At 73.7% G+C, this 23,471-nt stretch carries 23 protein-coding genes; 17 read left to right on the forward strand and 6 right to left on the reverse strand.

Translation table 11 applies throughout. The features are described 5' to 3' along the window. The first annotated feature begins 50 nt into the window (after positions 1 to 50). Complete coding sequence (locus ACQEVU_RS39400; RefSeq protein ID WP_433332893.1) at positions 51 to 1,076, forward strand: LacI family DNA-binding transcriptional regulator; 1,026 nt, start codon at positions 51 to 53, stop codon at positions 1,074 to 1,076. Between the two features lie 278 nt (positions 1,077 to 1,354). Here the strand turns inward: ACQEVU_RS39400 and ACQEVU_RS39405 are convergent, their stop codons facing one another. Continuing rightward, complete coding sequence (locus ACQEVU_RS39405) at positions 1,355 to 1,951, reverse strand: hypothetical protein (protein WP_433332895.1); 597 nt, start codon at positions 1,949 to 1,951, stop codon at positions 1,355 to 1,357. A 65-nt stretch (positions 1,952 to 2,016) separates the two neighbouring features. On the opposite strand from ACQEVU_RS39405, the gene ACQEVU_RS39410 reads away from it, so the two are divergent. From ACQEVU_RS39410 to ACQEVU_RS39475, 14 genes are all read left to right on the forward strand, one after another. Continuing rightward, a complete protein-coding gene (locus ACQEVU_RS39410) occupies positions 2,017 to 2,706 on the forward strand; it encodes an ArsR/SmtB family transcription factor (protein WP_433332897.1) in 690 nt (229 codons plus the stop codon). 61 nt (positions 2,707 to 2,767) lie between these two features. Beyond that, a complete protein-coding gene (locus ACQEVU_RS39415; protein ID WP_433332899.1) occupies positions 2,768 to 2,968 on the forward strand; it encodes a hypothetical protein in 201 nt (66 codons plus the stop codon). A gap of 370 nt (positions 2,969 to 3,338) precedes the next feature. Beyond that, positions 3,339 to 4,091, forward strand: a complete 753-nt coding sequence (locus ACQEVU_RS39420) for a crotonase/enoyl-CoA hydratase family protein (RefSeq protein WP_433332901.1) — start codon at positions 3,339 to 3,341, stop codon at positions 4,089 to 4,091. A 4-nt stretch (positions 4,092 to 4,095) separates the two neighbouring features. Next, complete coding sequence (locus ACQEVU_RS39425; protein WP_433332903.1) at positions 4,096 to 5,013, forward strand: serine/threonine dehydratase; 918 nt, start codon at positions 4,096 to 4,098, stop codon at positions 5,011 to 5,013. Beyond that, positions 5,000 to 5,545, forward strand: a complete 546-nt coding sequence (locus ACQEVU_RS39430) for a QsdR family transcriptional regulator (RefSeq protein WP_433332905.1) — start codon at positions 5,000 to 5,002, stop codon at positions 5,543 to 5,545. The genes ACQEVU_RS39425 and ACQEVU_RS39430 overlap by 14 nt, the downstream gene beginning before the upstream one ends. Positions 5,546 to 5,548: 3 nt before the next feature. Further along, positions 5,549 to 6,736, forward strand: coding sequence for an FAD-dependent oxidoreductase (locus ACQEVU_RS39435; RefSeq protein WP_433332907.1), 1,188 nt, complete (start codon positions 5,549 to 5,551; stop codon positions 6,734 to 6,736). Positions 6,737 to 6,976: 240 nt separating this feature from the next. Beyond that, positions 6,977 to 7,663, forward strand: a complete 687-nt coding sequence (locus ACQEVU_RS39440; RefSeq protein WP_344620299.1) for a response regulator transcription factor — start codon at positions 6,977 to 6,979, stop codon at positions 7,661 to 7,663. Positions 7,664 to 7,701: 38 nt separating this feature from the next. Next, positions 7,702 to 9,096 (forward strand): sensor histidine kinase, encoded by a 1,395-nt coding sequence (locus ACQEVU_RS39445; protein ID WP_433332909.1) that lies wholly within the window; start codon positions 7,702 to 7,704, stop codon positions 9,094 to 9,096. Positions 9,097 to 9,573: 477 nt separating this feature from the next. Further along, positions 9,574 to 11,616, forward strand: coding sequence for an RICIN domain-containing protein (locus tag ACQEVU_RS39450; protein WP_433332911.1), 2,043 nt, complete (start codon positions 9,574 to 9,576; stop codon positions 11,614 to 11,616). A gap of 117 nt (positions 11,617 to 11,733) precedes the next feature. Next, complete coding sequence (locus ACQEVU_RS39455; protein WP_433332913.1) at positions 11,734 to 12,384, forward strand: hypothetical protein; 651 nt, start codon at positions 11,734 to 11,736, stop codon at positions 12,382 to 12,384. Positions 12,385 to 12,482: 98 nt separating this feature from the next. Beyond that, on the forward strand, positions 12,483 to 12,728 hold the full coding sequence (locus ACQEVU_RS39460; protein ID WP_433332915.1) for a hypothetical protein: 246 nt from the start codon (positions 12,483 to 12,485) through the stop codon (positions 12,726 to 12,728). A 122-nt stretch (positions 12,729 to 12,850) separates the two neighbouring features. Beyond that, a complete protein-coding gene (locus ACQEVU_RS39465; protein ID WP_433332917.1) occupies positions 12,851 to 13,894 on the forward strand; it encodes a LacI family DNA-binding transcriptional regulator in 1,044 nt (347 codons plus the stop codon). 134 nt (positions 13,895 to 14,028) lie between these two features. Further along, on the forward strand, positions 14,029 to 15,009 hold the full coding sequence (locus tag ACQEVU_RS39470) for a pirin family protein (protein ID WP_433332919.1): 981 nt from the start codon (positions 14,029 to 14,031) through the stop codon (positions 15,007 to 15,009). Further along, positions 15,010 to 15,276, forward strand: a complete 267-nt coding sequence (locus ACQEVU_RS39475; RefSeq protein WP_433332921.1) for a GNAT family N-acetyltransferase — start codon at positions 15,010 to 15,012, stop codon at positions 15,274 to 15,276. On the opposite strand, the gene ACQEVU_RS39480 is transcribed toward ACQEVU_RS39475, so the two are convergent. Together ACQEVU_RS39480 and ACQEVU_RS39485 are read right to left on the reverse strand one after the other, a co-directional pair. Beyond that, a complete protein-coding gene (locus ACQEVU_RS39480; RefSeq protein ID WP_433332923.1) occupies positions 15,251 to 16,120 on the reverse strand; it encodes an SCO6745 family protein in 870 nt (289 codons plus the stop codon). The two genes, ACQEVU_RS39475 and ACQEVU_RS39480, sit on opposite strands and share 26 nt — an antisense overlap. Before the next feature lie 68 nt (positions 16,121 to 16,188). Beyond that, positions 16,189 to 18,426 (reverse strand): glycoside hydrolase family 6 protein, encoded by a 2,238-nt coding sequence (locus tag ACQEVU_RS39485; RefSeq protein ID WP_433332925.1) that lies wholly within the window; start codon positions 18,424 to 18,426, stop codon positions 16,189 to 16,191. A 189-nt stretch (positions 18,427 to 18,615) separates the two neighbouring features. On the opposite strand from ACQEVU_RS39485, the gene ACQEVU_RS39490 reads away from it, so the two are divergent. Continuing rightward, positions 18,616 to 19,185 carry a TetR/AcrR family transcriptional regulator gene (locus ACQEVU_RS39490; protein ID WP_433332927.1) on the forward strand — a complete coding sequence of 190 codons (570 nt, stop codon included), beginning with the start codon at positions 18,616 to 18,618 and terminating at the stop codon, positions 19,183 to 19,185. Positions 19,186 to 19,286: 101 nt separating this feature from the next. Beyond that, a complete protein-coding gene (locus ACQEVU_RS39495; protein ID WP_433332929.1) occupies positions 19,287 to 20,822 on the forward strand; it encodes an MFS transporter in 1,536 nt (511 codons plus the stop codon). A 490-nt stretch (positions 20,823 to 21,312) separates the two neighbouring features. On the opposite strand, the gene ACQEVU_RS39500 is transcribed toward ACQEVU_RS39495, so the two are convergent. From ACQEVU_RS39500 to ACQEVU_RS39510, 3 genes are read right to left on the reverse strand one after another with little or no spacing between them, the layout of a single operon-like run. Beyond that, positions 21,313 to 21,672 carry a hypothetical protein gene (locus tag ACQEVU_RS39500; RefSeq protein ID WP_433332931.1) on the reverse strand — a complete coding sequence of 120 codons (360 nt, stop codon included), beginning with the start codon at positions 21,670 to 21,672 and terminating at the stop codon, positions 21,313 to 21,315. Between the two features lie 21 nt (positions 21,673 to 21,693). Next, the gene (locus ACQEVU_RS39505; RefSeq protein ID WP_433332933.1) at positions 21,694 to 22,386 is read right to left on the reverse strand and encodes a GntR family transcriptional regulator; all 693 of its coding nucleotides are present in this window, start codon (positions 22,384 to 22,386) and stop codon (positions 21,694 to 21,696) included. Positions 22,387 to 22,425: 39 nt separating this feature from the next. Further along, positions 22,426 to 23,403, reverse strand: coding sequence for a GlxA family transcriptional regulator (locus tag ACQEVU_RS39510; RefSeq protein ID WP_433332935.1), 978 nt, complete (start codon positions 23,401 to 23,403; stop codon positions 22,426 to 22,428). Between the last annotated feature and the right edge of the window lie 68 nt (positions 23,404 to 23,471).

Below are 23,471 nucleotides of genomic sequence, written 5' to 3' on the forward strand. Positions count from 1 at the left end.
TGAGGCTAGCCGGTACGCTGAGCGCGGGTCAACAACGAAGGGGGTCTGCGATGGCGACGCTCGCCGATGTCGCCCGCCGCGCGGGCGTGTCACCGGCCACCGCCTCCCGCATCATCAGCGGGAGCACGAAGCTGGTCACCGACGAGCTGCGGGCGCGGGTGCTGCGGGCCGTCGACGAGCTGCAGTACGTGCCCAACGCCCACGCCCAGCTGCTGGCCCGGGCCCAGCGCACCGCGGTCGGGGTCATCGTGCACGACGTCTCCGACCCGTACTTCGCCGAGATCACCCGCGGGCTGCAGCAGGTGGCGACCGCGCACGGGCGGCTCGTCATCATCTGCAACAGCTACCGCGACCCGGCGCGCGAGCTGGAGTACGTGGAGCTGCTGCGCGCCCAGCAGGTCGCGGCGATCGTGCTGGCCGGCTCGGGCTACCACGACGCGGCGTTCACGAAGGCGCTCAAGGGCAAGCTCGCCGCGTACACGCGCACCGGCGGCCGGGTCAGCGTCATCGGCCGGCACGAGCTGCCCGGCGACGCGGTCATGCCGGCGAACGAGGAGGGCGGCTACCTGGCCGGCGCCGAGCTGTTCGGCGGCGGGCACCGCAAGGTCGGGGTGATCGCCGGGCCGCGGGTGCTGACGACGACCACGGACCGGCTGGCCGGGCTGCGCCGCGCCGCCCGCGAGGCCGGCCGGACGCTGCCCGCGCGGCGCATCGCGTACGCCGGCTTCGACCGCGAGGGCGGCGCCGAGGCGACCGCGGCGCTGCTGGACGCCTCCCCCGACCTGACCGCGATCGTCGCGCTCAACGACTCGATGGCCGTCGGCGCGCTCAACGCCCTGCGCGAGCGGGGGATCGACGTGCCCGGGCGGATCTCCGTCATCGGCTTCGACGACATGCCGATCGCGCGCGACGTGACGCCGGCGCTGAGCACCGTGCGGCTGCCGCTGACCGAGATGGGCGCCCGCGCGATGTCCCTCGCCCTCGACCCGCACGGCGACGACGCGGCGCCGCGCATCGAGCCGGCCGCGGCGGTGCTGGTCCGCCGGGCCAGCAGTCAGCCGTTGACGTCCCGGTAGCCGGGCCGCCCGCCAGGGAGCGGGTCGCGGCGGCGCACCGCGCCGGCGGCCGCAACGCCGTTGACCGCAGGGCGCGCACACCACAAGCCCGAGACCGTCGCGGCGGCCGGAACGCCGTTCACCGCAAGGCGCACACCAAAAAGCGCGAGACCGGAGCCCGCTCACCGCGCCCGCCACAAGCGCGAGGCCGGAACCCGTTCACCGCAAGGCGCACACCAAAAAGCGCGAGACCGGAGCCCGCTCACCGCGCCCGCCACAAGCGCGAGGCCGGAACCCGTTCACCGCAAGGCGCCCGCGACGAGCGCGAGGGCGTGTTCGCGGCCGGGGCAGGCGCGCGGGCCGGCGCCGAACGGGGCGCCCTCCAGCGACACGAGCACCACCTCGCCGTCCGGCGCGACGCGGCGGGTCGCCGGCACCGGCGGGTCGTCGCGCAGGACCTCGTCGACGGGGCGGGCGCGGGCGCGCTCGACCAGCGCGGCGGTGGCGTCGCAGGCCTGGACGAGCAGGGCGATGCGGGCGGCGGTCCGCTCGTCGTGCGCGCCCCCGAACGCGGCCACGAGGCGCTCGACGGCCTCGTCGGCCGCGGCGTCCCCGGTCTGGTACGCCGCGGCAGCGGTCCGCACGTCGTCGGCGACGGGCGCGGCCACGCCGAGCGCCAGGGCCAGGCGCGAAACCGGGTGCCCGGCGTAGGGGGCGCGCAGCTCGCCGGGGTCGATGCCGGCCAGGAGCTCCTCGACGAGGGCGCGGCGGCGGGCGTGGGTGGCGCCGTTGCAGAAGCGGCTGACGGCCGAGCGGAGCCAGGCGATGCCCGTCGCGGCGGGCGGGGCCTCGGGCACGAGGTAGGACGGGTCGGCCAGGACGGCGGCGGGTCGCATGCCGCCGACGCTACGGGCGGGAACGTTCGGGGCCGGCCGAACCGTCCGTGCGCCAGCATGGAGGCATGACCACCGACGCGGCCGACCTCGCGAGGCTGGCGAACCTGCTCGCCGACGAGACGCGGGCGGCGATGTGCCTGGCGCTGCTCGACGGCCGGGCGTGGACGGCCGGGGAGCTGGCCGCGCACACGGGCGTCGCGAAGTCCACGGCGAGCGAGCACCTCGACCGGCTGATCGGCGGCGGGCTGCTCGCCGAGGAGCGGCAGGGGCGGCACCGGTACGTGCGCCTCGCCGACGCCGGCGTCGCGCACCTCGTCGAGGACCTCTCCGCGCACCTGGAACCCCGCCGCGCGCCCGTGCGCGGGCTGCGGCAGGCGACGGCCGACGCGGCAATGAAGCGGGGGCGCACCTGCTATGACCACCTCGCCGGGGAGCTCGGCGTGGCGGTCGCGGACGCGATGACCGCGCGGGGGCTGATCGACCAGCGGGGCGGGTTCGCGCTCACCGAGGCCGGGCTGGCGTGGCTGACCGGCGAGGCCGGGATCGACGCGGCGGCGCTGCAGGCGCGGCGGCCGCTGGCCCGCGGATGCCTCGACTGGACCGAGCGCCGGGCGCACCTGGCGGGGCTGGCCGGGGCGCGGCTGTGCGAGCGGTTCATGGCGCAGCGCTGGGTGGTGCGCATCGGCTCGAGCCGGGCCGTGAAGGTCACCCCGGCGGGGCGCGACGGCCTGCGGGCGCTGCTGGGCATCGATTAGCTTTCCGGGCCGCTGGGTAGACACCCGTCAACGCTTCGGCGTGTGACCCCTGGAGGCTGTCGTGTTCGCTGTGATCGCCGCGATCCTGTTCGCGGTCGCACTTCTGATCGACCTGCTCGGCGCCAACACCGGCCCGATCCTCGACGTCGGGACGCTGAGCCTGGCCGGCTTCCTGTGCATCGCCCTGCACCTGGCGGGCGCGGGCGCCTGGACGTCGGGCCGCTGGGGCAGCTACCGGCGCCGCCGGTACTCGCGCCGCTAGGCGTCCTTGGCACGACGGACGCCGGGATTCCTCGCGGGAGGAACGGTCGTGCGTTGCACGGACCCGAGCCGGGTATAAAGGCTTTGTGGTGTCCTTCCTGGTGGCGCCGGCGGTGATCCTCGGCCTGTTCGTGCTGCTGGCCCGGCGGATCCGCCGGCGTGGCCTGACCGGCGGGCCCGCGACCAGATCAGCCGGTAGCGGCCGGCCTCCAGGGGCCGGCGGCCCTGCGCATCGGGGCCCTCACCGGGTGCCGAGTCGGACTCGGCGGTCGCCCGGCCGGTGAAGCGGTTGGGCTGGCGGACGATACTCACCGCGCGGCGAGGTCTCCCGCTGGAACTGTGCCTGCGCCATATGACCGACACTAGCCCGCATGACCGTGCGTGTGGAGCGGCGCGACGCCGTGTGGACCGTGGTGCTGGACCGGCCCGAGACCCGCAACGCCGTGGACCGGCCGACCGCCGAGGCGCTCGCCGCCGCGTTCCGGGACTTCGACGCCGACCCTGGCGCCGCCGTCGCCGTGCTGTGGGGCGCGGGCGGCACGTTCTGCTCCGGCGCCGACCTCAAGGCGGTCGCCGCCGGGCGGGGCAACCGGGTCGAGGCGGACGGCGACGGGCCGCTCGGGCCGACCCGGATGCGGCTGTCGAAGCCGGTGATCGCGGCCGTGTCCGGGCACGCCGTCGCCGGCGGCCTGGAGCTGGCGATCTGGTGCGACCTGCGGGTCGTGGAGGAGGACGCGGTGTTCGGCGTGTTCTGCCGGCGCTGGGGCGTGCCGCTGATCGACGGCGGCACCGTGCGCCTGCCGCGGCTCATCGGCGCCGGGCGGGCCCTCGACCTCATTCTCACCGGCCGGGCCGTCGACGCCGCCGAGGCGCACCGCATCGGGCTCGCCGACCGGGTCGTGCCCGCCGGGACCGCGCGGGCGGCCGCCGAGGAGCTCGCGGCGCAGCTGGCCGCGCTGCCGCAGGAGTGCCTGCGCAACGACCGGCTCGCCCTCTACGAAGGGCTCGGCGAAGCCATGCAGATCGAGTTCGCCTACGGGCTGCGCTCGCTCGCCGCCGGGGCGCGCGACGGGGCGGGGCGGTTCGCGCAGGGCGAGGGGCGCCACGGGGCCGGACTAGGGTGATCGCGTGGTGGACAGGACAGACATCGAGGCCGCGGCGGCCCGCATCGGCGGTTACGTCCGGCGCACCCCGTCGTACGAGGTGCGCCCGGGGCTGTGGTTCAAGCTCGAGCTGCTGCAGCACAGCGGGTCGTTCAAGGCGCGCGGGGCGTTCAACCGCATCCTCGCCGCGGCCGAGGCCGGGCGGCTGCCCGACGCGGGCGTGGTGGTGGCGTCCGGCGGCAACGCGGGGCTCGGCGTGGCGTACGCGGCGGCCCGGCTCGGGGTACGGGCCGAGGTGTTCGTGCCGGTGGGGGCGCCGCCGACGAAGGTGGCGAAGCTGCGCGAGTACGGCGCGCAGGTGCACCAGGCCGGCCGGGAGTACGCGGAGGCGTCGGCCGCGTCGGCGGTGCGGGCCGCGCAGACCGGTGCGCTGTGCGTGCACGCCTACGACCAGCCGGAGATCGTCGCCGGGCAGGGGACCGTGGGCCTGGAGCTGCCGCCGGCCGACACCGTGCTCGTCGCGGTCGGCGGCGGCGGGCTCGTGGCCGGCATCGCGGCCGCGGTGGGCGACCGGGCGCGGGTCGTCGCCGTCGAGCCGGCCGGGGCGCCGACCCTGCACGCCGCGCTGGCCGCCGGGGCGCCGGTGGACGTGCCGGTCGACAGCGTCGCCGGCGACTCGCTCGGCGCGCGGCGGGCCGGGGAGATCGCGTTCGGGCTGGCGGTGCGCCACGGCGTGCAGAGCCGGCTGGTGAGCGACGAGGCGATCGTCGAGGCCCGGCGCCGGCTGTGGCACGAGCACCGCATCGCCGTCGAGCACGGCGCCGCGGCCGCGTTCGCGGGGCTGGACCTGATCGACGACCCGGGCACCGTGGTGGTCGTGCTGTGCGGCGGCAACACCGACCCCGCGACGCTGTACGCCGAGCCGCTGCATGCCGCCGGATGAGGTGTTCGACGCGGCGCTGAAGCGGTTCCTCGCCCAGCAGCGCGTCGACATGCGCTCCCTGGCGGCCGAGCTGGGCATCGGGCGGGCCACCCTGTACCGCCGCGCCGGCTCGCGCGACGAGGTGCTCGGGCACGTGCTGTGGTACCTCACCGACCGCAACCTGGAGCGCGCCGTCCGCCACGCCGATGGCCTGCGCGGGCCCGAGCGGATCGTCGCGGTCATCGGCCACTTCCTCAACGCCGTGTGGGACCAGCCGTCGCTGCGCCACTTCCTGGCCGCCGAGCCCGAGGCGGCGCTGCGGATTCTCACGTCCAAACGCGGCGTCGTGCAGCGGCGCGTGGTAGACCACCTGGAGGGGCTGCTCACGGAGGAGATCGAGGCCGGCGCGTTCGCCCCGCGGCTGGACGTGCGGACCCTGGCGTTTGTCCTCGTCCGGATCGGGGAGAGCTTCCTGTACGCGGATGCCATCGCCGACGGCGAACCCGACGTGGAGCAGGCCCTGCAGGTGATCGGACGGCTGTTGGAGGGCTGAACCGTGAAGGTCAAGGCCGACGTGTGCATCGTGGGCGGTGGGCCGGCCGGGCTGGTCCTGGCGCTGATCCTGGGCCGGCGCGGCGTCGACGCCGTCGTGCTGGAGAAGCACGGCTCGTTCCTGCGCGACTTCCGCGGCGACACGGTGCACCCCTCGACGCTGCAGCTCATGGACGAGCTCGGCCTGGGCGAGGAGCTCGCCGCGCTGCCGCACCGGGTGGTGCGCCAGCTGCAGATCACCTACGCGGGCGGCACGTTCCGGCCGGTCGACTTCGCGCGGCTGCGCGCCACCCACCCGTATGTGATGATGCTGCCGCAGTGGGACTTCCTGGAGCTGCTGGCGACGCACGGGGAGTTCACCCTGCACCGCAACGCCGAGGTGGTGTCGGTGAACCGCAGCGACCGCCGGGTGGCCGGGGTGACGGCGATGACGCCGGACGGGACGCTCGAGGTGGAGGCGCCGCTCACGGTCGCCTGCGACGGGCGCAACTCGACGGTACGGCGGGAGCTCGGCCTGCGCAGCAAGGAGTACGGGGCGCCGATCGACATCCTGTGGTTCCGCCTGCCGCGCGAGCCCGGCGACCCGGAGGGCATGGCCGGGCGGGCCGACGAGGGCCGGCTGTTCTTCGGCATCGACCGCGGCGAGTACTGGCAGATGGGCTGGGTGGTCCTCAAGGGCGGCGACGAGCAGATCCGCGCGGCCGGCCTGCCCGCGTTCCGGGCCGCGCTGGCCGAGAGCGTGCCGTACCTCGCCGACCGGGTCGCCGAGATCCGCGACTGGGACCAGGTGCAGACGCTGACGGTGCGCATGGACCGCCTCTACCGCTGGCACGTTCCGGGCGCGCTGCTCATCGGCGACGCCGCGCACGCGATGTCCCCGGTCGGCGGCGTCGGCATCAACCTGGCCATCCAGGATGCCGTCGCCGCCGCCCGGGTCATCGTCGCGGCGTTTGAGCGGGGCCGGGCGCCGACGCAGGGCGAGCTCGCCTCCGTGCAGCGGCGCCGGAGCCTGCCGACCGCCGGGACGCAGCTCATCCAGCGGGCCTTCCAGCGCGGGGTGCTCGCGCCGGCGCTGAGCGGCCGGCCGATGCGCCCGCCGCTGCCGGTGCGCCTGCTGGACCGCTACCCGGCGCTGGGCGCGATCCCGGCCCGGCTCATCGGCGTGGGGCTGCGCCCCGAGCACGTGGCCTAGAGCCGCCGGCGCGACACCCCCCGCGTCGACCTTGACGGCACGACCGGCGCGAAGCCGGGTCGTGGCGATCTGCCAGGTGACCGTGGTGGCCGGGCCGGCGTCGGAGCCGGGGCCGGACCGCCGGCCGAACGCGTGGAAGGTGCGGCGAACGAGCGATGACCGCTGACGAAAGAACGGACATGTCGGATACGTCCATCGACCGCCGGGACCCCCACTTGCCATAGGCAGTACCTTCTTCGCATGGCCACGGTGCTGCTGGTTGAGGACGACCACGTCGTGCGGGGCGCCCTGCTGCGCTCCCTGACCGACCGTGGTCACACGGTGCACGCGGTCGGCACCGCGCTGGAGGCGCTGCGGCGCTTCGCCGCGGAGACGCCCGACCTCGTCGTGCTCGACCTCGGCCTGCCCGACCTGGACGGCGCGGACGCGCTGCGCATGCTGCGCGGCATCGCCGACACGCCGATCATCATCGCGACCGCCCGCGACGACGAGGCGGAGATCGTGCGGCTGCTGAAGGCCGGCGCCGACGACTACATGATCAAGCCGTTCACCTCGGCCCACCTGGACGCCCGGATGACCTCCGTGCTGCGCCGCACGGGACGGGCGAGCCGCGAGGAACCCACCGCCATCGAGGTGGGAGGCTTGCGGGTGGACATCGGCCAGCGGCAGGCATACCTGCACGGCGAGCCGCTGACCCTGACCCGCAAGGAGTTCGACCTGCTGGCGTACCTCGCCGCCCGGCCCGGCCGGGTGGTCTCACGCCGTGAGCTGTTGGAGGAGGTATGGCGGCAACCCTCAGTGGGCGAGGACCAGACGATCGACGTGCATCTGTACTGGCTACGCCGCAAACTTGGCGAGAGCGCGTCAGCGCCCAGATACCTGCACACCGTGCGGGGCGTGGGCTTCAGGTTCGCCGCCCCGGACTGAGGCGCACCCTCGCCTACGTCTCGGCGGCGGTCACCACGATGGTGGCGCTCGCCTTTCTGATCCCACTGGGACTCGTCGTCCAGCAGCTCGCCCGGGAGCGCGCGCTCGCCGACGCGGAACGCCAGACCGCCGTGGTCGTGGCGGTCCTCACCGTGACCACCGACCCGCTGAGCATCGAGCGGGCGATCGCGAGCACCGGCGGCCCGGCGGTGACCCGCGTCGCCGTGCACAACCTCGGCGACGACGGCACCGAGATCGGCACCGGCCACGCCGCCGCCGGCGACCTGGCGCACGCGGCCGACCAGGCGGCGCCGGTCATCGCCGAGGTGCCCGGCGGCGAGTCGTACCTGGAGCCGGTCGACCTCGGCTCCGGGCGCACCGCCGTGGTCGAGGTCTTCATCCCGACCTCCGAGCTGGAGAACGGCGTCGCCGGGGCGTGGTGGGCGCTCGGCGCGGTCGCGCTCGGCCTCGTCATCGCCTCGGTCTGGGTCGCCGACCGCCTCGCCGCGAAGATCATCATCTCGGCCCGGCAGCTGGCCGGCGCGGCCGGCGCGCTCAGCGAGGGCTACCTCGACGTGCGCATCGACCCGCAGGGCCCGGCGGAGCTGGCCGAGGCGAGCTTCGCGCTCAACGTCATGGCCGACCGCATCATGGCGCTGCTGTCCAACGAGCGCGAGCTGGTCGCCGACCTGTCGCACCGCCTGCGCACCCCGCTGACCGCGCTGCGCCTGGACGCCGAGACCCTCGACGACTCCCAGGACGCCGAGCGCATCCGCGACGCGATCGCCGCCCTCGAGGTCGAGATCGACAAGCTGATCCGGGCCATGCGCGAGCCCATCGACGCCCACTCCCCCACCCCCGACAACGGCGAGCGGGCCGACGGCGCCGCCGCGTCCACGGGCGAGGAGGGCTGCGACGTCGCCGAGGTCGTTCGGGACCGGATGATGTTCTGGTCGGCGGTCGCCGGCGACCAGGAGCGCGACTGCAAGGCGATCGGCGTCGACGCCCCCGCCCCGGTGACGGTCCCCAAGAGCGAGCTGGCCGCGGCGCTGGACGCCCTCATCGGCAACGTCATCCGCTACACGCCGCAGGGGGTGCCGTTCGAGGTGGCGGTCACCCGCCGCGAGGACGGTTATGTGGTACTGCGGGTCGAGGACGGCGGCCCCGGCATCCCCGACCCGGAGCTGGCGATGCAGCGCGGCGAGAGCCAGCAGGGCTCGACGGGCCTGGGCCTGGACATCGTGCGGCGGGTCGCGGTGGCCGGCAACGGGACCGTGAACATCGGCACCGGCGCCCTCGGCGGCGCATCCATCGTCATCGTCATGGCCGACGCCGATCCCGCGCCCAAGGAGGAGCCGCCGCCGAGCCGCTGGCTGGTGGGGCGGCTGTCGCGGGAGCCCTCGGAACGCCGCTCGCGCTGGCGCAAGTCGTAGCGGCTCGGCGGCCCGCCCCGCCGAGCCCGCGGACGCCGCACCGCCACCCGCGCGAACAGCGCCCGCGCCGCCGCACCGCCACCGCGCGAACAGCGTGCGCCGCCGCGCGAACGGCGCCCGCGCCGCCGCACCGCCACCGCGCGAACAGCGTGGGCGCCGCCGCACGAAAGGCGTCCGCGCCGCCGCGGGTGACGGTGTCCGTGGCGGTGGGCGAACGGTGTTCGCGCTGGCCGGACGCACAGGAAGACCGTCGTACATATGGCGGGCGCAAGTTTGGTTTAGATATGCCTTAACTAGGCCGTTTCGGCTGGATCGGGCACCTGGCGCATGGCTATGGTCAGCGCGTTCCCACGTGGACGCCCGGCACTCACCCGCCTTGCCACCCTCGAAGGCCGGCGTCCTGCGCGCGGCGGGGACCGGTACCTCTGCCCTGTGCCGGTCCCCGCCGCGCGCCTCTTCCCCTCGGAGGACTTCAGCGTGCAAGCGCGACCCCAGAAGTCAAGGCGCACCCGCCGGATCGTGATGGCCCTCGGGGTCGTCGTGCTCGGCGCCGGCGCGGCGATCGCCGGACCGGGCGCATACCAGGACCTGTTCCCGGAGCGCGGTCCGATGGCCATCAGCCAGGTGCCGGCCGACAATCCCGACCTGGGCCTGGTGTACACCGGGCTGAAGCCGGCCAAGAAGGGCGCCCCCTGCGTCGGCGGCTACGAGCTCACCGAGCGCGACCAGTGCAGCCACGGGCCCGACGCCCCGCCCCCGGGGCTGAGCGTGAAGTCCGTCGCCGCGCCGATCGCCGGCGCGACGCAGCAGTCGGTGCCGGACACCGATGCCGCGGCCGCGCCGGGCGAGCAGACGGTGCTGGCCGACAGCAACGTGGCCGAGGGCGCCGACGGCGGCTTCTCGGTGCTCGCCGAGACGGCCGACGGGGTCGCCGCGGTGACCATGGGCTCCAGCGGCGTCGCCTGCGACGGCGACGGCGTGACCGGCAAGCGCGTGCAGGTTCTCTACGTGCGCGACGCCAACACGGCCAGCCAGTTCGCCAAGTACCTCGAGTCGTTCCGCACCTGGTCGGCCGGGGTCGACACCATCTACAACGCCAGCGCCCAGGAGACCGGCGGCGAGCGGCACGTGCGCTTCGTGACGACCGCCGACTGCAAGGTCGACGTGCGCGAGGTCGAGCTGCCGGCCGGCGGGCTCGACACCTTCGACGCCACGATCAACGGGCTCAAGGCGCTGGGGTACAACCGCACCGACCGCAAGTACATGATCTTCGGGGACTCGAAGGTGTACTGCGGCATCGGCACCTTCGCCGGTGACACCCAGCCCGGGGTGAACAACCGCTCCAACGGCGGTCCCGGCTACGGCCGCAGCGACTCCGGCTGCTGGGCGGCCAGCGTCGCCGCCCACGAGCTCGGCCACAACCTCGGCGCCGTGAACAACAACGCGCCGAACTCGAGCAAGGCCGGGCACTGCCTCGATGAGTACGACATCATGTGCTACAACGACTCGGGCGGCCTCAAGACCTCCGTCAAGTGCGCGGACAAGAACGGCGAGAACCGGCTCGACTGCAACCACGACGACTACTACAACACCAACCCGAGCCCGGGCAGCTACCTCGCGACCAACTGGAACGTGGCCAACAACCAGTTCCTGATCGCCGGCTCCGGCTCCGGTGGTGGCGGCGGCACGACGCCCACGCCGACGCCGACCTCCGCGTCGCCGAAACCGCCGGCGCCGTCGCCGTCGAAGACGACCTCGTCGCCGTCGCCGAAGCCCCCGACGCCGTCGCCGTCGCCGTCGAAGACCACCTCGTCGCCGGCCCCGACGCCCACCCCGACCAAGACCACGGGCGGCCTGAAGGAGCTGCGCACCGGCGCGGTCGACGCGACCTCGGTGCGCCTGTCGTGGGACTCCGCCGGCAACGGCAGCCGCTACGCGGTCGTGCTCGACAACCGGGTCATCGGCCGGGTCGGCGCCACCAACGTCCGCATCGTCGGCATGCGCCCCGACACCGACTACCAGATCGGCGTCTCCCTGGTGCAGGGCAGCGCGGTGACCCAGTGGACCAACACGGTGAAGGTGCACACGACCGCCGCGGCCAGCCCGTCGGCCGGCGCCTGGATGGTCTTCGGCAACAGCCTGACCGGCGGGGTGGCCGACGTGTTCGGCGCCCGCAGCGCGGCCGGCACGCCGATCATCATGTACAACCGCCACAACGGCGCGAACCAGCAGTGGAAGCTCGAGGCGGCCGGCACCGACTACCTCGTGCGCTCGAAGGCCACCAACGAGTGCCTGAGCACGGCCGGCAACAAGGACGCCGCCGGCGCCACGCTGGTCCAGACCGACTGCGCCACGGCGCTGCACTGGAACGTCCAGCCGACGCAGTACGGCGTGTCGCTCACCTCCCCCGCGGGCCTCGTGGCCGGCGTGAGCAACAACGAGTACTTCGGCAGCCGCCTGCTGGTGCTGCAGAAGGCCAGCGGCGCGAAGTACCAGAGCTGGGTCCCGCAGAAGGCGTGACCCGACCGACCCACCGCCGCGGCCCGGCACCACTTCTTGTGGCGCCGGGCCGCAGCGTGTTTACTCCCTCACGCCGGGTTTCGGCCCGCAGTTCCCCTTCCTCCTCTGGAGGTTGATGTGTCCGGTTCAGTTTCGCCCGATTTGTCGCCGTGGCAGCACGCGGCGCTGCGCTACAGCCCCTCGGCGCTACTGTGGCGCCGGTCGCGCACCACCTCGCGGTCGCCGGGTCGCTCGCCCGCGTTCCGCCGCATCGCCGCCACGCTGGCGGCTTCGCTGGTCGCGGTCGCCATCGCGGTCTTCGGCTTCGCCGACGACGCCGAGGCCCACGGCGGCGTGATCCTCACCCTGCACGGCGACGGCCAGGGCTCGGTCTGGCTGACGGTCGCGTGGCAGGACGGCCACCCGGTCACCGAGCCGGTCGGCATGACGATGCTCGCGACCTCGGCGACCGGCCAGCGGGTCGGCCCCGCGCCGCTGAAGCGCAACGGCGACGCATTGACGTACTCCGGAACCCTCGCCCCCGGCGACTGGACGGTCGTGGCGGACATGGGCACCCCCGCCATCGGCCGCTGCGAGGGCGTGATCCACGTGGCCGCGGCCGGCGCGAGCGCGGCACCGGACGAGAAGACCTGCGCCCCGCCGCCCGCACCCGCGACGACCGCCGCCGCCCCGGCGCCGTCGGGCGGCGGCTCGTCCTGGGTCTGGTACACCGGCGGCGCCGTCGTGCTGGCCGGCCTGGTCGCCCTGTTCGTGGTGAGACGTCGCTAACACCGTCGCGTCGCCGATATTCTCTTGACCGGTACAGCCCGGCCGGTCTACTGTACCGGTATAGGCAACCTGTACCGGTACAGTTGGAGGAGATCCCGATGAGCACGTTCCCGTTCGCGATGGTCGTGTCCCAGTCCGCCCTCTCGGAGTCGTTCGGCCCCACGTTCAACGGCGAGACGTTCGAGTACGCCAGCGCCCTGCCCGGCGCCCCGGTGGTCGAGTACGAAGTCCCGGTGCGCCCGCCGCGGGCGTACCGCACCCGCACGGCCCTGGCCGCGACGCTGCGCCGCGCCGCCGAAGCGGTCTCGCCCGCACCGGGCCGGCACTCGCGCCTGGCCCGCTGACCATCACGCGATCCGCGACGGGGCCGCCACGTGGCGGCCCCGTCGCGCGCTTCCATACGGCACGCGGGTTAAGGTCACGGGAAGGGAGGACGACGAGCGTGGGAGGCATTGCCGTGGGGAGGGTGACCCTGCAGACGATCGCCGACCGGGTCGGGGTGAGCCGCATGACGGTCTCCAACGCGTTCTCCCGGCCGGACCAGCTCTCGCCCACCCTGCGCGACCGCATCCTCGCGATCGCCGACGAGCTCGGCTACGTCGGGCCCGACCCCGCCGCCCGGGCGCTGGCCCGGGGCACCACCGGGGCCGTGGGCATCCTGCTCACCGAGTCGCTCAGCGGGGCGTTCGCCGACGAGGTCGCGACCACGTTCCTCGGCGCGATCGCCGACGAGCTCGCGCCGACCGGGCTCGGCCTGACGCTGCTGAGCACCGACACCGCCGGCTCCGTCGTGCCCGCGCGCGACGTGGCCATGGACGGCGCCCTGGTGTACTCCTGCGACCCCGAGTCCACCGCCGTGGAGTGGCTGCTGCGCCGCAAGATGCCGCTCGTCTTCATCGACCAGGTCCCGGCCGACGGCGTGCCCGCGGTCAACGTCGCCGACCGCGACGGTGCCCGGGCCGCGGCGGAGCACCTCGTCGGCCTCGGCCACCGCCGGATCGGCATCGTCACCGCCGGCGTGCGCGGCCGCCACGGCGTCGTGCACCCCGACGACATGATCGACGGCTTCGTCGGCTCGCAGCGGCTCGCCGGCTGGCTCGACGCGCTCACCCCGGCCGGCATCACGCCCGCCATCGCGCGGCAGCCGCACGGGCATCCCGAGGCCGGGTACCAGGCGGCCCGGCTGCTCCTGGCCGCCGACGAGCCGCCGACCGCGATCCTGTGCTTCTCCGACGCGATGGCCCAGGGCGTGATCTCCGCGGCCGTCGACGCCGGGCTGGCCGTGCCCGAGGATCTGTCCGTGGTCGGGTTCGACGACAGCCCCGGCTCGGCCCGGCTGCGGCCGCCGCTGACCACGGTGCGCCAGGACATCCACGCCAAGGGCCACGCGGCCGCGGCGGCGCTCACGCAGGCGATCGAGGCGGCGCGGGCGGACACCCCGGCCCCGGCCGAGCACCTGTGCCTGCCGACCGAGCTCATCGTGCGCGGGAGCACCGCGCCGCCCCGCTGAGCTCGGCACATCGCATCTCGCGCCGTCCGGGGCCGCTTCATAGGGTGATTGTTGACTTGCGGAATACTTGCTTCGCAAGTACTGTTGTGGCAGGCGTCAAGGAACATCCGGCACCGCACCACTGGAGGCGTCTCATGCCTGCGATCACCGTCGACAACGTTCTTGCGCTGCCGCGCGTGGCCACGCCCGACCCCGTCGCGGCCCGGCCCCGGGCCGTCGTCTCCCTGACGACGGCGCCGAAGGGGTACGAGGGCGAGGGCTTCCCCGTCCGGCGCGCCTTCGCCGGCGTCGACCTGCGAGCGCTCGACCCGTTCATCCACATGGACCAGATGGGCGAGGTGGAGTACGCGCCGGGTGAGCCCAAGGGCACCCCGTGGCACCCGCACCGCGGGTTCGAGACGGTCACCTACATCATCGACGGCGAGTTCGTGCACCACGACTCCAACGGTGGCGGCGGCACGATCACCAACGGCGACACGCAGTGGATGACCGCCGGCTCCGGCATCCTGCACATCGAGACGCCGCCCGAGCACCTCGTCGTCAGCGGCGGGCTGTTCCACGGCTTCCAGCTGTGGGTGAACCTGCCGAAGGCCGACAAGCTCGCCGCGCCGCGCTACCAGGACATCCGCGGCGGGCAGGTCGCGCTGCTCACCTCGCCCGACGGCGGGTCACTGCTGCGGGTGATCGCCGGCGAGCTCGACGGGCACGCCGGGCCCGGCATCACCTACACGCCGATCACCCTCGTGCACGCGACGATCTCGCCGGGGGCGTCGCTGACGCTGCCGTGGCGCAAGGACTTCAACGCGCTGGCCTACACCCTCGCGGGCAAGGGCACCGTCGGGCCGAAGGGGCGGCCGGTCGAGCTGGGGCAGCTGGCCGTGTTCGGCGAGGGCGACACGATCACCGTGACCGCCGACGCCAAGCAGGACCCGCGCCACCCCACGATGGACGTGCTGTTCCTCGGCGGACGGCCCATCCGCGAGCCCGTCGTGGCGTATGGTCCGTTCGTCATGAACACCAAGGCCGAGGTCATGCAGGCGTTCGAGGACTACCAGGCCGGCCGGCTCGGCAGCATCCCCGCGGCGCACGCGGACGTTCGGGGAGAGGCGTCCTGAGTGGACTTCCAGGTCGTTGACAACGCCGAGGAGAACCGGTTCGAGATCGCCGTCGACGGCGAGCGCGCGGGCGCGGCGTACTACCGCATCCACGACGACCGGATCGTCTTCACCCACACCGAGGTGCAGCCGCAGTACGAGGGCAAGGGCGTCGGCAGCAAGCTCGCCAACGGCGCCCTGACCCTGGCCAAGGAGCGGGGCCTGCACATCGTGGCGCAGTGCCCGTTCATCGCGGCCTACCTCAAGAAGCATCCCGAGCTGGCGTAGGCAGCTGGAGCCACACGGGATAGAACTTCGCGAGCTGCTCGGCCATCCGTGTGGCGATCGGGGTGAGCAGCGCGGCGCAGCGCTCGGTCGCCTCCGGGCCGAGCGCCTGCCACGGCCCGGCGGCGAGCTGGTCGGTGGTCTCCTCGATCGTCCGGTACGCCCACTGCGACTTCTCGGTGGGCGAGCCCTCGCCGTCGAGGTAGCCGCGCTGGTGCAGCCGCCCGCGGGCGGCGTCCCACTCCTCGTCGGTCCAGCCCCGGGCCGGCTGCGCGGTCGCGCGCGCGGCGCCGCCGGTGAAGGCGTCGCGCCAGACCATCGACTCGCAGCCGTCGAGGCCCTCGACGAGCAGCGCCGCGATGTGCCCGTCGCCGCGGTGCTCCCGCAGGATCGTCGAGGCCTGCCACAGTACGTCCAGCGGCTCGTCGGGCCACGGCAGCGCCGCGTTGGCGGCGCCGAGCACGCGGCCGTGCGGCTCGGTGGCCTGCGCGGCGGTGCGCAGCAGGCCGGCGGCCTCCTCGAGGCCGGGCAGGCCCGCGGTGGCGACCTCCAGCACCCGGCGCGCCCCGGCCAGGCGCGCCGCCAGGGCCGCCTCGGGGGTGATCCGCGTCCACACGTCGGGCAGGGCCCGGTGGACCATGGCGGGGGCGAAGCCGTAGAAGGCGCCGATGACCGGCCCGGCGGCGACGGCGCCGAGCGGGGCGCAGCGGCCGGCGAAGTACCCGCGCCAGAAGCCGCGCAGCCCCGCCTCCTCGAACGCCCGCAGCGCCTGCGGTGCGAAGTAGGTGACGCCGTGCACGGGCTCGAAGAGCGACCACATGCGCCGCTCGGTCGACAGCTCTGTCATGCCCCTGACGATATGGCGAAGCGGGCCCCGGCAGTACCGCCGGGACCCGCTCCGTGCAGTGCAACTTGTTACAGGGCCGGGTACGCGTTCGTCATGAGCTGCTGGAACTGCGCGGAGAACCACGCACCGGCCAGCGGCGAGTTGGGCAGCGCGCCGGTCATGTTGTTGCCGTTGAGGCTGTTGCCGGTGTACGTCGGGTCGCACATCCGGTCGAAGCCCTTGCCCTGGTCGTTGACGACCGCCTGGCTCGAGCCGTCGGACTCGCCCGGCGGCTTGATCCACACGTAGGCGTCGATGCCCGTCGCGGGCGTGGCCCGCGGGCGCTCACCGATGCCGGCACCGCTCTGGTTGCACCAGTTGCCGGCGTGGATGCGCCGGTCGATGCGGCTGTTGTTGACGAAGGTGTTGACGTCCGTCGACGTGCTCGGGCCGGCGGGCCGGGCCGAGCCGCCCCAGCCGTTGCGCGAGGTGTCGATGAGCATGCCCAGCGTCGACGGGAAGCCCGCCGTGATCAGGGCGTTGCGGAACGCCTGGGTGAAGCTGAGCTCGTCGACGTACATGTTCCAGTCGACCCACTTCGACTGCCGGATCGACTGGCCGCCGACCTGGGTGTTGATCGTGAAGTACGGCTCGGTCAGCGACGAGTAGTTCGCCGTGTTGCTGATGAAGCCGTCCACGCTGGCGAGGCCGGCGGTGGTGCCCTTCACGGTGTTGGTCAGCAGCGTGACGGCGGGGCCGAAGTTCGAGTCCCAGCCGAGCCACGCGTGGTGGCCGATGTCGAGGTAGTTGTAGATGTTGCCGCGGTGCAGCTTGTTCAGGGCGTACTGGATGCCCTGCACGTAGGCGCCACTGCTGTTGGCCTCGGCACACGCCGGGATGCTCAGGTTGGTGACCAGGTTCGGCAGCGAGTCGTCCTCGACCACGTTGACGATGCGCAGCGAGTTGTACTTCGGGTCCGTCATGATCGGGGCGATCACGTCGATGTACTCGCTCTTGTACCGCGCCAGTCCGTTCTCGGAGACCTTGAACTCGCCGTTGGACGCCAGCGCGGCGCAGTCCCGGTTCGGCAGGTCGTAGATCACAAACTCGACGGTGACCGGCGTGCCGCCCGACACCTGGGCGAGCGCGGCGTCGAGGTGCGCCCGGACGCCCATGGCGCCGTTGGCGCCGGCGATCGCGGCGACGCGGTCGATCCAGATGGCGGTCGAGTTGTTCGCGACCCGGCTGCCGCCCGGCTCGGCGGCCGCCTTCGACGACCAGTCCGGGTTGATGTAGCCCTTGGAGCCGACGTACGGGTTGTCCACGTGGGTCGGGTCGGTGCCGCCGCCGGTGGTCACCGTGATCGCGGTGCCGCTGGTGCTCGTGGTGTTGCCCGAGTTGTCGGTCGCCTTCGCCGAGACGGTGTAGTTGCCCGCCGCGACGTTGGTCCACGAGTACGTGTAGGGCGCCGTGGTGTCGGTGCCCAGCAGCGTGGTGCCGTTGTAGAAGTCGACCTTCGTCACCGTACCGTCGGAGTCCGAAGCGGTGGCGGCCAGCGCGATGGTCGCCGGGGCGGTGAACGTCGAGCCGGCGGTCGGGCTGGTCAGCGCGACGCTCGGGGCGCCGTTGCCGCCGCCGGTGGTGACCGTGATCGGCACCGCGGTGCTGGCGGTCGACAGGCCCGCGTTGTCGTACGCCTTGGCGGTCAGCGAGTAGCTGCCGGCCGCGACGCCGGACCAGGCGAAGCTGTACGGGGCCGTGGTGTCGGTGCCCAGCAGCGTCGAGCCGTTGTAGAACTCGACCTTGGCCACCGAGCCGTCGGCGTCGGCGGCGTTCGCGGCGATGTTGACCGTCGCCGGTGCGGTGAACGACGCGCCGGAGGCCGGGCTGGTGATGCTCACCGTCGGGGCCTGGTTGGTCGTCGTGCCGCCGTTGCAGGCCGTGCCGTTGAGGGTGAACGCGGTCGGGACCGGGTTGGCGGTGGTCCACGAGCCGTTGAACCCGAACGCGACCTTGCCGCCGGACGGGACCGACCCGTTGTAGCTCTCGTTCTTGGCGGTGACGTGCAGGCCCGACACGGTCGGCAGCGCCTGCCACATCTGCTGGATGCCCTGGCCGGCGACGAAGTCCCAGCCGAGGCTCCAACTGGTCAGCGCGTCGCCCGTGTTGGTGATCTCCACGTTGGCGCCGAAGCCACCGGGCCACTGGTTGGTGACGGTGTACTTCACGCTGCAGCCGGTGGCGGCGAATGCCGGCTGGATGACGGCTATGGCGCCGCCGGTTGCCGCGACGGCGGCGATCGAGACGATGGCGAGTTTCCGCCTCATCCTGGTGCTCCTCTATGACGGGTGTTGGGGCGTACTGGCCCGGTCACCGTGCGCGGTGGCGTTTCGCAGCGTCAAGGTTCCTCGCGTTTGCGCGCGTCGGACCTGGTAAAGGACGTGAAAGTTACGGTGTGGCCGCGTTCACACCCGAGGGTGTACGAAACGGTTTCGTTTCGCGCTACGGTCGCTCTCGTGGGGGTGTCGACCAAGTCCGACCGGCGCGCGGCGATCTGTGACGCCGTGTTCGAGCTGCTCGGTGAGGTGGGCTACGACCGGATGACGATGGACGCCGTGGCGGCGCGGGCCCGCGCCAGCAAGGCGACCATCTACCGGGGCTGGCCCAGCAAGCCGGAGCTGGTGATGGAGGCGATCGAACACCGCTACGGCGGGGCGATGGAGCCCCCCGACACCGGATCGCTGCGCGGCGACCTGCTCGCGCAGCTGAGCACCGTGTGCGCGGCGGCCAGCGGCGAGGACGGGGCGGTCTTCACCGGCCTGCTGACCGCGGCGACGCACAACGCGGAACTGGCCGAGGTCATGTACCGCTGCGCGTACGAGACCAAGCACGGAATGTACGAGTCGATGCTCACGCGGGCGGCGCAACGCGGGGAGGTGCCCGAGGGCACCCGCGCCGACCTGCTCCACGAGGTGCTGCACGCCATGGTCACGAGCCGGCGCATGTGGCAGAGCGGGCCGCTGGACGAGGCGTTCGTCACGCGGCTCGTCGACGGTGTCCTGCTGCCGATCCTCAGGCAGTGCTGAGGCGCTGTCACCTCCTCGCACCCGTGCGAGTCAGAAAAAGTGTCGTACCCCGTCCGTAGTGTGCGGACCGAGGGTTCCCCTTGCCTTGGAGGCTGGCTTACATGGCGAACGACGCTGTCGTTGCTCCCGACATATCCGTTACATCATCATCTTCGGTTCCTCCCGATCCCAGGCGCTGGCTGGCCCTCGCGGTCATCGCGATCGCGCAGCTCATGGTGGTGCTCGACGCCACGATCGTGAACATCGCGCTGCCGTCGGCGCAGCAGGCGCTGGACATCTCCACCGCCGACCGGCAGTGGATCGTCACCGCCTACACGCTCACCTTCGGCGGCCTGCTGCTGCTCGGCGGGCGCATCGCCGACTACTTCGGCCGCAAGCGGACGTTCCTCATCGGCCTGCTCGGCTTCGCCGGCGCCTCGGCGCTGGGCGGCGCCGCGGTCAACGCGGGCACCCTGTTCGCCGCCCGCGGCCTGCAGGGCCTCTTCGGCGCGCTGCTCGCCCCGGCCGCCCTGTCGCTCATCACGGTCACGTTCACCGAGGCCCGGGAGCGGGCGAAGGCGTTCGGCGTCTTCGGCGGCATCTCCGGCGGCGGCGCGGCCATCGGTCTGCTGGCCGGCGGCGTGCTGACCGAGTATGCGGACTGGCGCTGGTGCCTGCTGGTCAACATCCCGATCGCGATCCTCGCGTTCGCCGCGGCCATTGCGGTCGTGAAGGAGAGCAAGGCCACCGGCGACACCCGCTACGACATCCCGGGCGCGGTCCTCGCCACGGCCGGCCAGGTCGCCCTGGTGTACGGGTTCACCAAGGCCGCCACCGACGGCTGGGGCTCGGGCGTCACCATCTCGTGGCTCGCCTCGGCGGTCGTGCTGCTCGGCGCGTTCCTCGTGTGGGAGGCGCGCACCGCGCACCCGCTGCTGCCGCTGCGCGTGCTGTTCGATCGCAACCGGGGCGCGTCCTACCTGGTCTCGATCCTGCTCGGCGCGGGCATGCTCGGCATGTTCCTGTTCATGACGTTCTACCTGCAGCAGACCCTCGGCTGGTCGGCCATGAAGAGCGGCGTGGCCTACATGCCGTTCTCCGGCGGCATCATCGCCGCCGCGATCGTCGCCTCGCGCCTGCTGCCGCGCACCGGCCCGAAGGTCCTCATGGCGATCGGCGGCCTGCTCGCCACCGCGTCGATGGTCTGGCTGACGCGCTTGGACCTCGACTCGTCGTACGTGACGGCCATCCTCCCGTCGTTCATCGCGATGAGCTTCGGCATGGGCCTGGTCTTCGTCCCGCTGAGCAGCCTCGCCCTGCAGGGCGTGGCCAACCACGACGCCGGCGTCGCCAGCGCCATGGTGAACACCACGCAGCAGGTCGGCGGCTCGCTCGGCACGGCCCTGCTCAACACCATCTTCACCACGGCCGTGACCGGCTACGTGACCGACCACGCGCGCGAGGCCGCCCCGGGCGGCGCCGCGGGCCAGCAGATCCTGCAGGCCCACGCCGCCATCCACGGGTACAACGTGGCCTTCACCGCCAGCGCGGTCCTGCTGGCCGTGGCGACCGCGGTGGTGGTGCTGATGGTGCGCAACAACAGCGGCGACCGCTCGGCGGCGCAGTCCGGCGACAACGTCCCGGTCCACATCGGCTGACGCCGTTACGCACGCACGCCCCGGCGAGCCCGGGGGCACGGCGGCCAGCGCGGCCGTCCGTCCCCTGGGCTCGCCGCCCGCGCCCGTTTCGCCCGCCCGGCCGGTCGCACCGCCGTGCACCGCCCGCACCGCCCGCACCGCCCGCACCGCCTTGCACCGCCCGCGCCGCCTTGCGCCGCCTCGCACCGCCCGCGCCGCCTTGCGCCGCCTCGCACCGCCCGCGCTGCTCGCACCGCCCGCGCTGCCCGCATCTGTTGCGCCGCGAGGCCGCCGCGCCGCACGACCACCCGCCGCCCGCGCCATTCGCTGTGATCGCGCCCGTCGCAACGCCCGCTCGCACCGTGCCACCCCGCCTCAGTCGCACCTGTTGCGCCGCGACGCCGCCATTCAGCGCGGCCGCTCGCCATCAGCCGCGCCGGCCACGGCCGCACCGGGCGCCGGGACGCGGCGCAGTGTCGTCGTGCGGTATGCGAGGGCCGGGGCGGGAGCGTCAGGTGGCGGCCAGGACCGCCAGCAGCACGGCGAGGGTGTCCTCGTGGGTCACGGCACTGCCCACGCCCAGGGCGGCGGCGCCCGCGGCCAGGTAGGCGCGGGCGTTGCCGGCGTCGATGCCGCCCATGGGTACGAAGCGGGCCTCGGGGAACGGGCCGCGCATCTCGGGCAGCCAGCCGGGGCCGAGCGAACCGGCCGGGAACGCCTTGAGCCAGCGGCAGCCGGCGTTGAGGGCGTGATGGACCTCGGACGCGGTGGCCACGCCCGGCAGGTGTGGCTGGCTCGCCCGGGGCGCGGGGACGCTGCGGAGGATGGCCACGAGCGGCCGGCCGGCGAGCAGTTCGTCGAAGTCCTGCACCGCTGTCCTTCTCAGGGTCCCTCAGACGGGCGACGGGTGGTCGTCGTCGAGGTCGATGAGCGTGGGGTCGAGCGTCGCGCGGGGGTCGGCGGGCAGCTGCCACTCGACGTGGTCGCGGGCCGCGCGCTCGGCGGCGGCGGCGTCGCGGCGGCGCAGTGCGTCCAGGATCGCCGAGTGCTCGGCGATGACCTGGGTCCAGGCGGGTTCGGCGCGTACGCCGACGCGGTAGTGGCGTACCCGCAGGAGGGTCAGGTCGGCGAGCTCCTGCAGCGTCGCATAGTGCGTCGCCGTCGCGATGGCGGTGTGGAAGCGGCGGTTGAGCTCCGGCAGCGACGCTACCTCGGCGGCGTCGAACTGGAAGCGCATCTGCTCGTGCAGCTCCTGCAGGGCGGCGAGCTCGGCGTCGCCGATGCTCGTCGCGGCGACGCGGGCCGCCAGGCCCTCGAGGGCGGCGCGGGCCAGGTACACGCCGCGCATCTCGCGCAGTGTCAGCGGTGCCACCTGGGCGCCGGCGTGGGGGTTGGGCTGCACGACGAGGCCCTGGCCGGCGAGGCGCTGCACGGCCTCGCGCAGCGGGATCTTGCTGATGCCGAGCTCGCGCGAGAGGGCGTCGATGTTGACGCGCTCGCCTGGGCGCAGCTCGGCGGTGAGGATCGCGTCGCGGAGCCGCTCGTACACCAGCTCCGCCTTCGTCTGGAAGCCCGCCAGTGGCACTCGCGGATCGTATATCGTCGACGGTGCCTCGGGGCGGCATCAGTTGGCGGCGGCGCGGAAGGTGTTGCGGTACGCCATAGGGGAAACGCCGAGGGTCGCGGCCAGGTGTTGGCGCAGGGACGCGGCGGTGCCGAAACCGGCGGCTGTGGCGACGCGGTCGACCGGCAGGTCCGTGGTCTCCAGCAGCCGCCGCGCGTGCTCGATGCGCTGGTGGGTCAGCCATTGCAGCGGCGTCAGGCCGACCTCGTCGCGGAACCGGCGGCTGAACGTGCGCACGCTCATGCGGGCCCGGGCCGCCAGGTGCGCCAGCGACAGCGGCTCGTGCAGGCGCTCCAGGGCCCACGCGCGTACCGTCGCCGTGCTCGCCTCGGCGGGGGCCGGGACCGGGCGGTCGACGTACTGGGCCTGGCCGCCGTCGCGCCACGGCGGGACGATGCACAGGCGGGCGACGCGGTTCGCGACCTCGCTGCCGTGGTCGCGGCGCACCAGGTGCAGGCACAGGTCCACGCCCGCGGCGACGCCGGCCGCGGTGAGCAGGTCGCCGTCGTCGACGAACAGCACGTCGGGGCGCAGGTCCACGGCCGGGAACGCGCGGCGGAACTGCTCGCTGCGGTTCCAGTGCGTGGTCGCCGGGCGGCCGTCGAGCAGGCCCGCGGCGGCCAGCGCGAAGGCCGCGGTGCACAGCGAGACGATGCGCGTGCCGGGGCGCACGGTGCCCAGCGCCGCGGCCAGGCGCGGCGGCAGCCAGGCCTCGTCGGTGTCGTCGGCGCAGCCCACGAACGGCGGGATGACCACCGTGGCGGCCGTCGCCAGCAGCTCCGGGCCGTGCGCGACGGCCACCGTGAAGTCCGCGTCGGTGGTCACCGCGGCGCCGTCGAGGCTGCAGGTCAGCACCTCGTACAGCGGCTCGCCGCCCGGCCCGGTCGCGGTGCCGAAGATGCGCACGGGAATGCTGAGCTCGAAGGGGTACACCCCGTCGAGCGCGACCACGACCACACGATGACGGCGCGCAGGCATGGCCAGATCCTTCCACATGTTGGCAATCCAGCCACTCGATGGGCGGCGCGGGCGGGCCGCAGGATCGA

Origin of the sequence: Dactylosporangium sp. CA-139066, assembly GCF_050936175.1 — a bacterium.
GTDB lineage: Bacteria > Actinomycetota > Actinomycetes > Mycobacteriales > Micromonosporaceae > Dactylosporangium.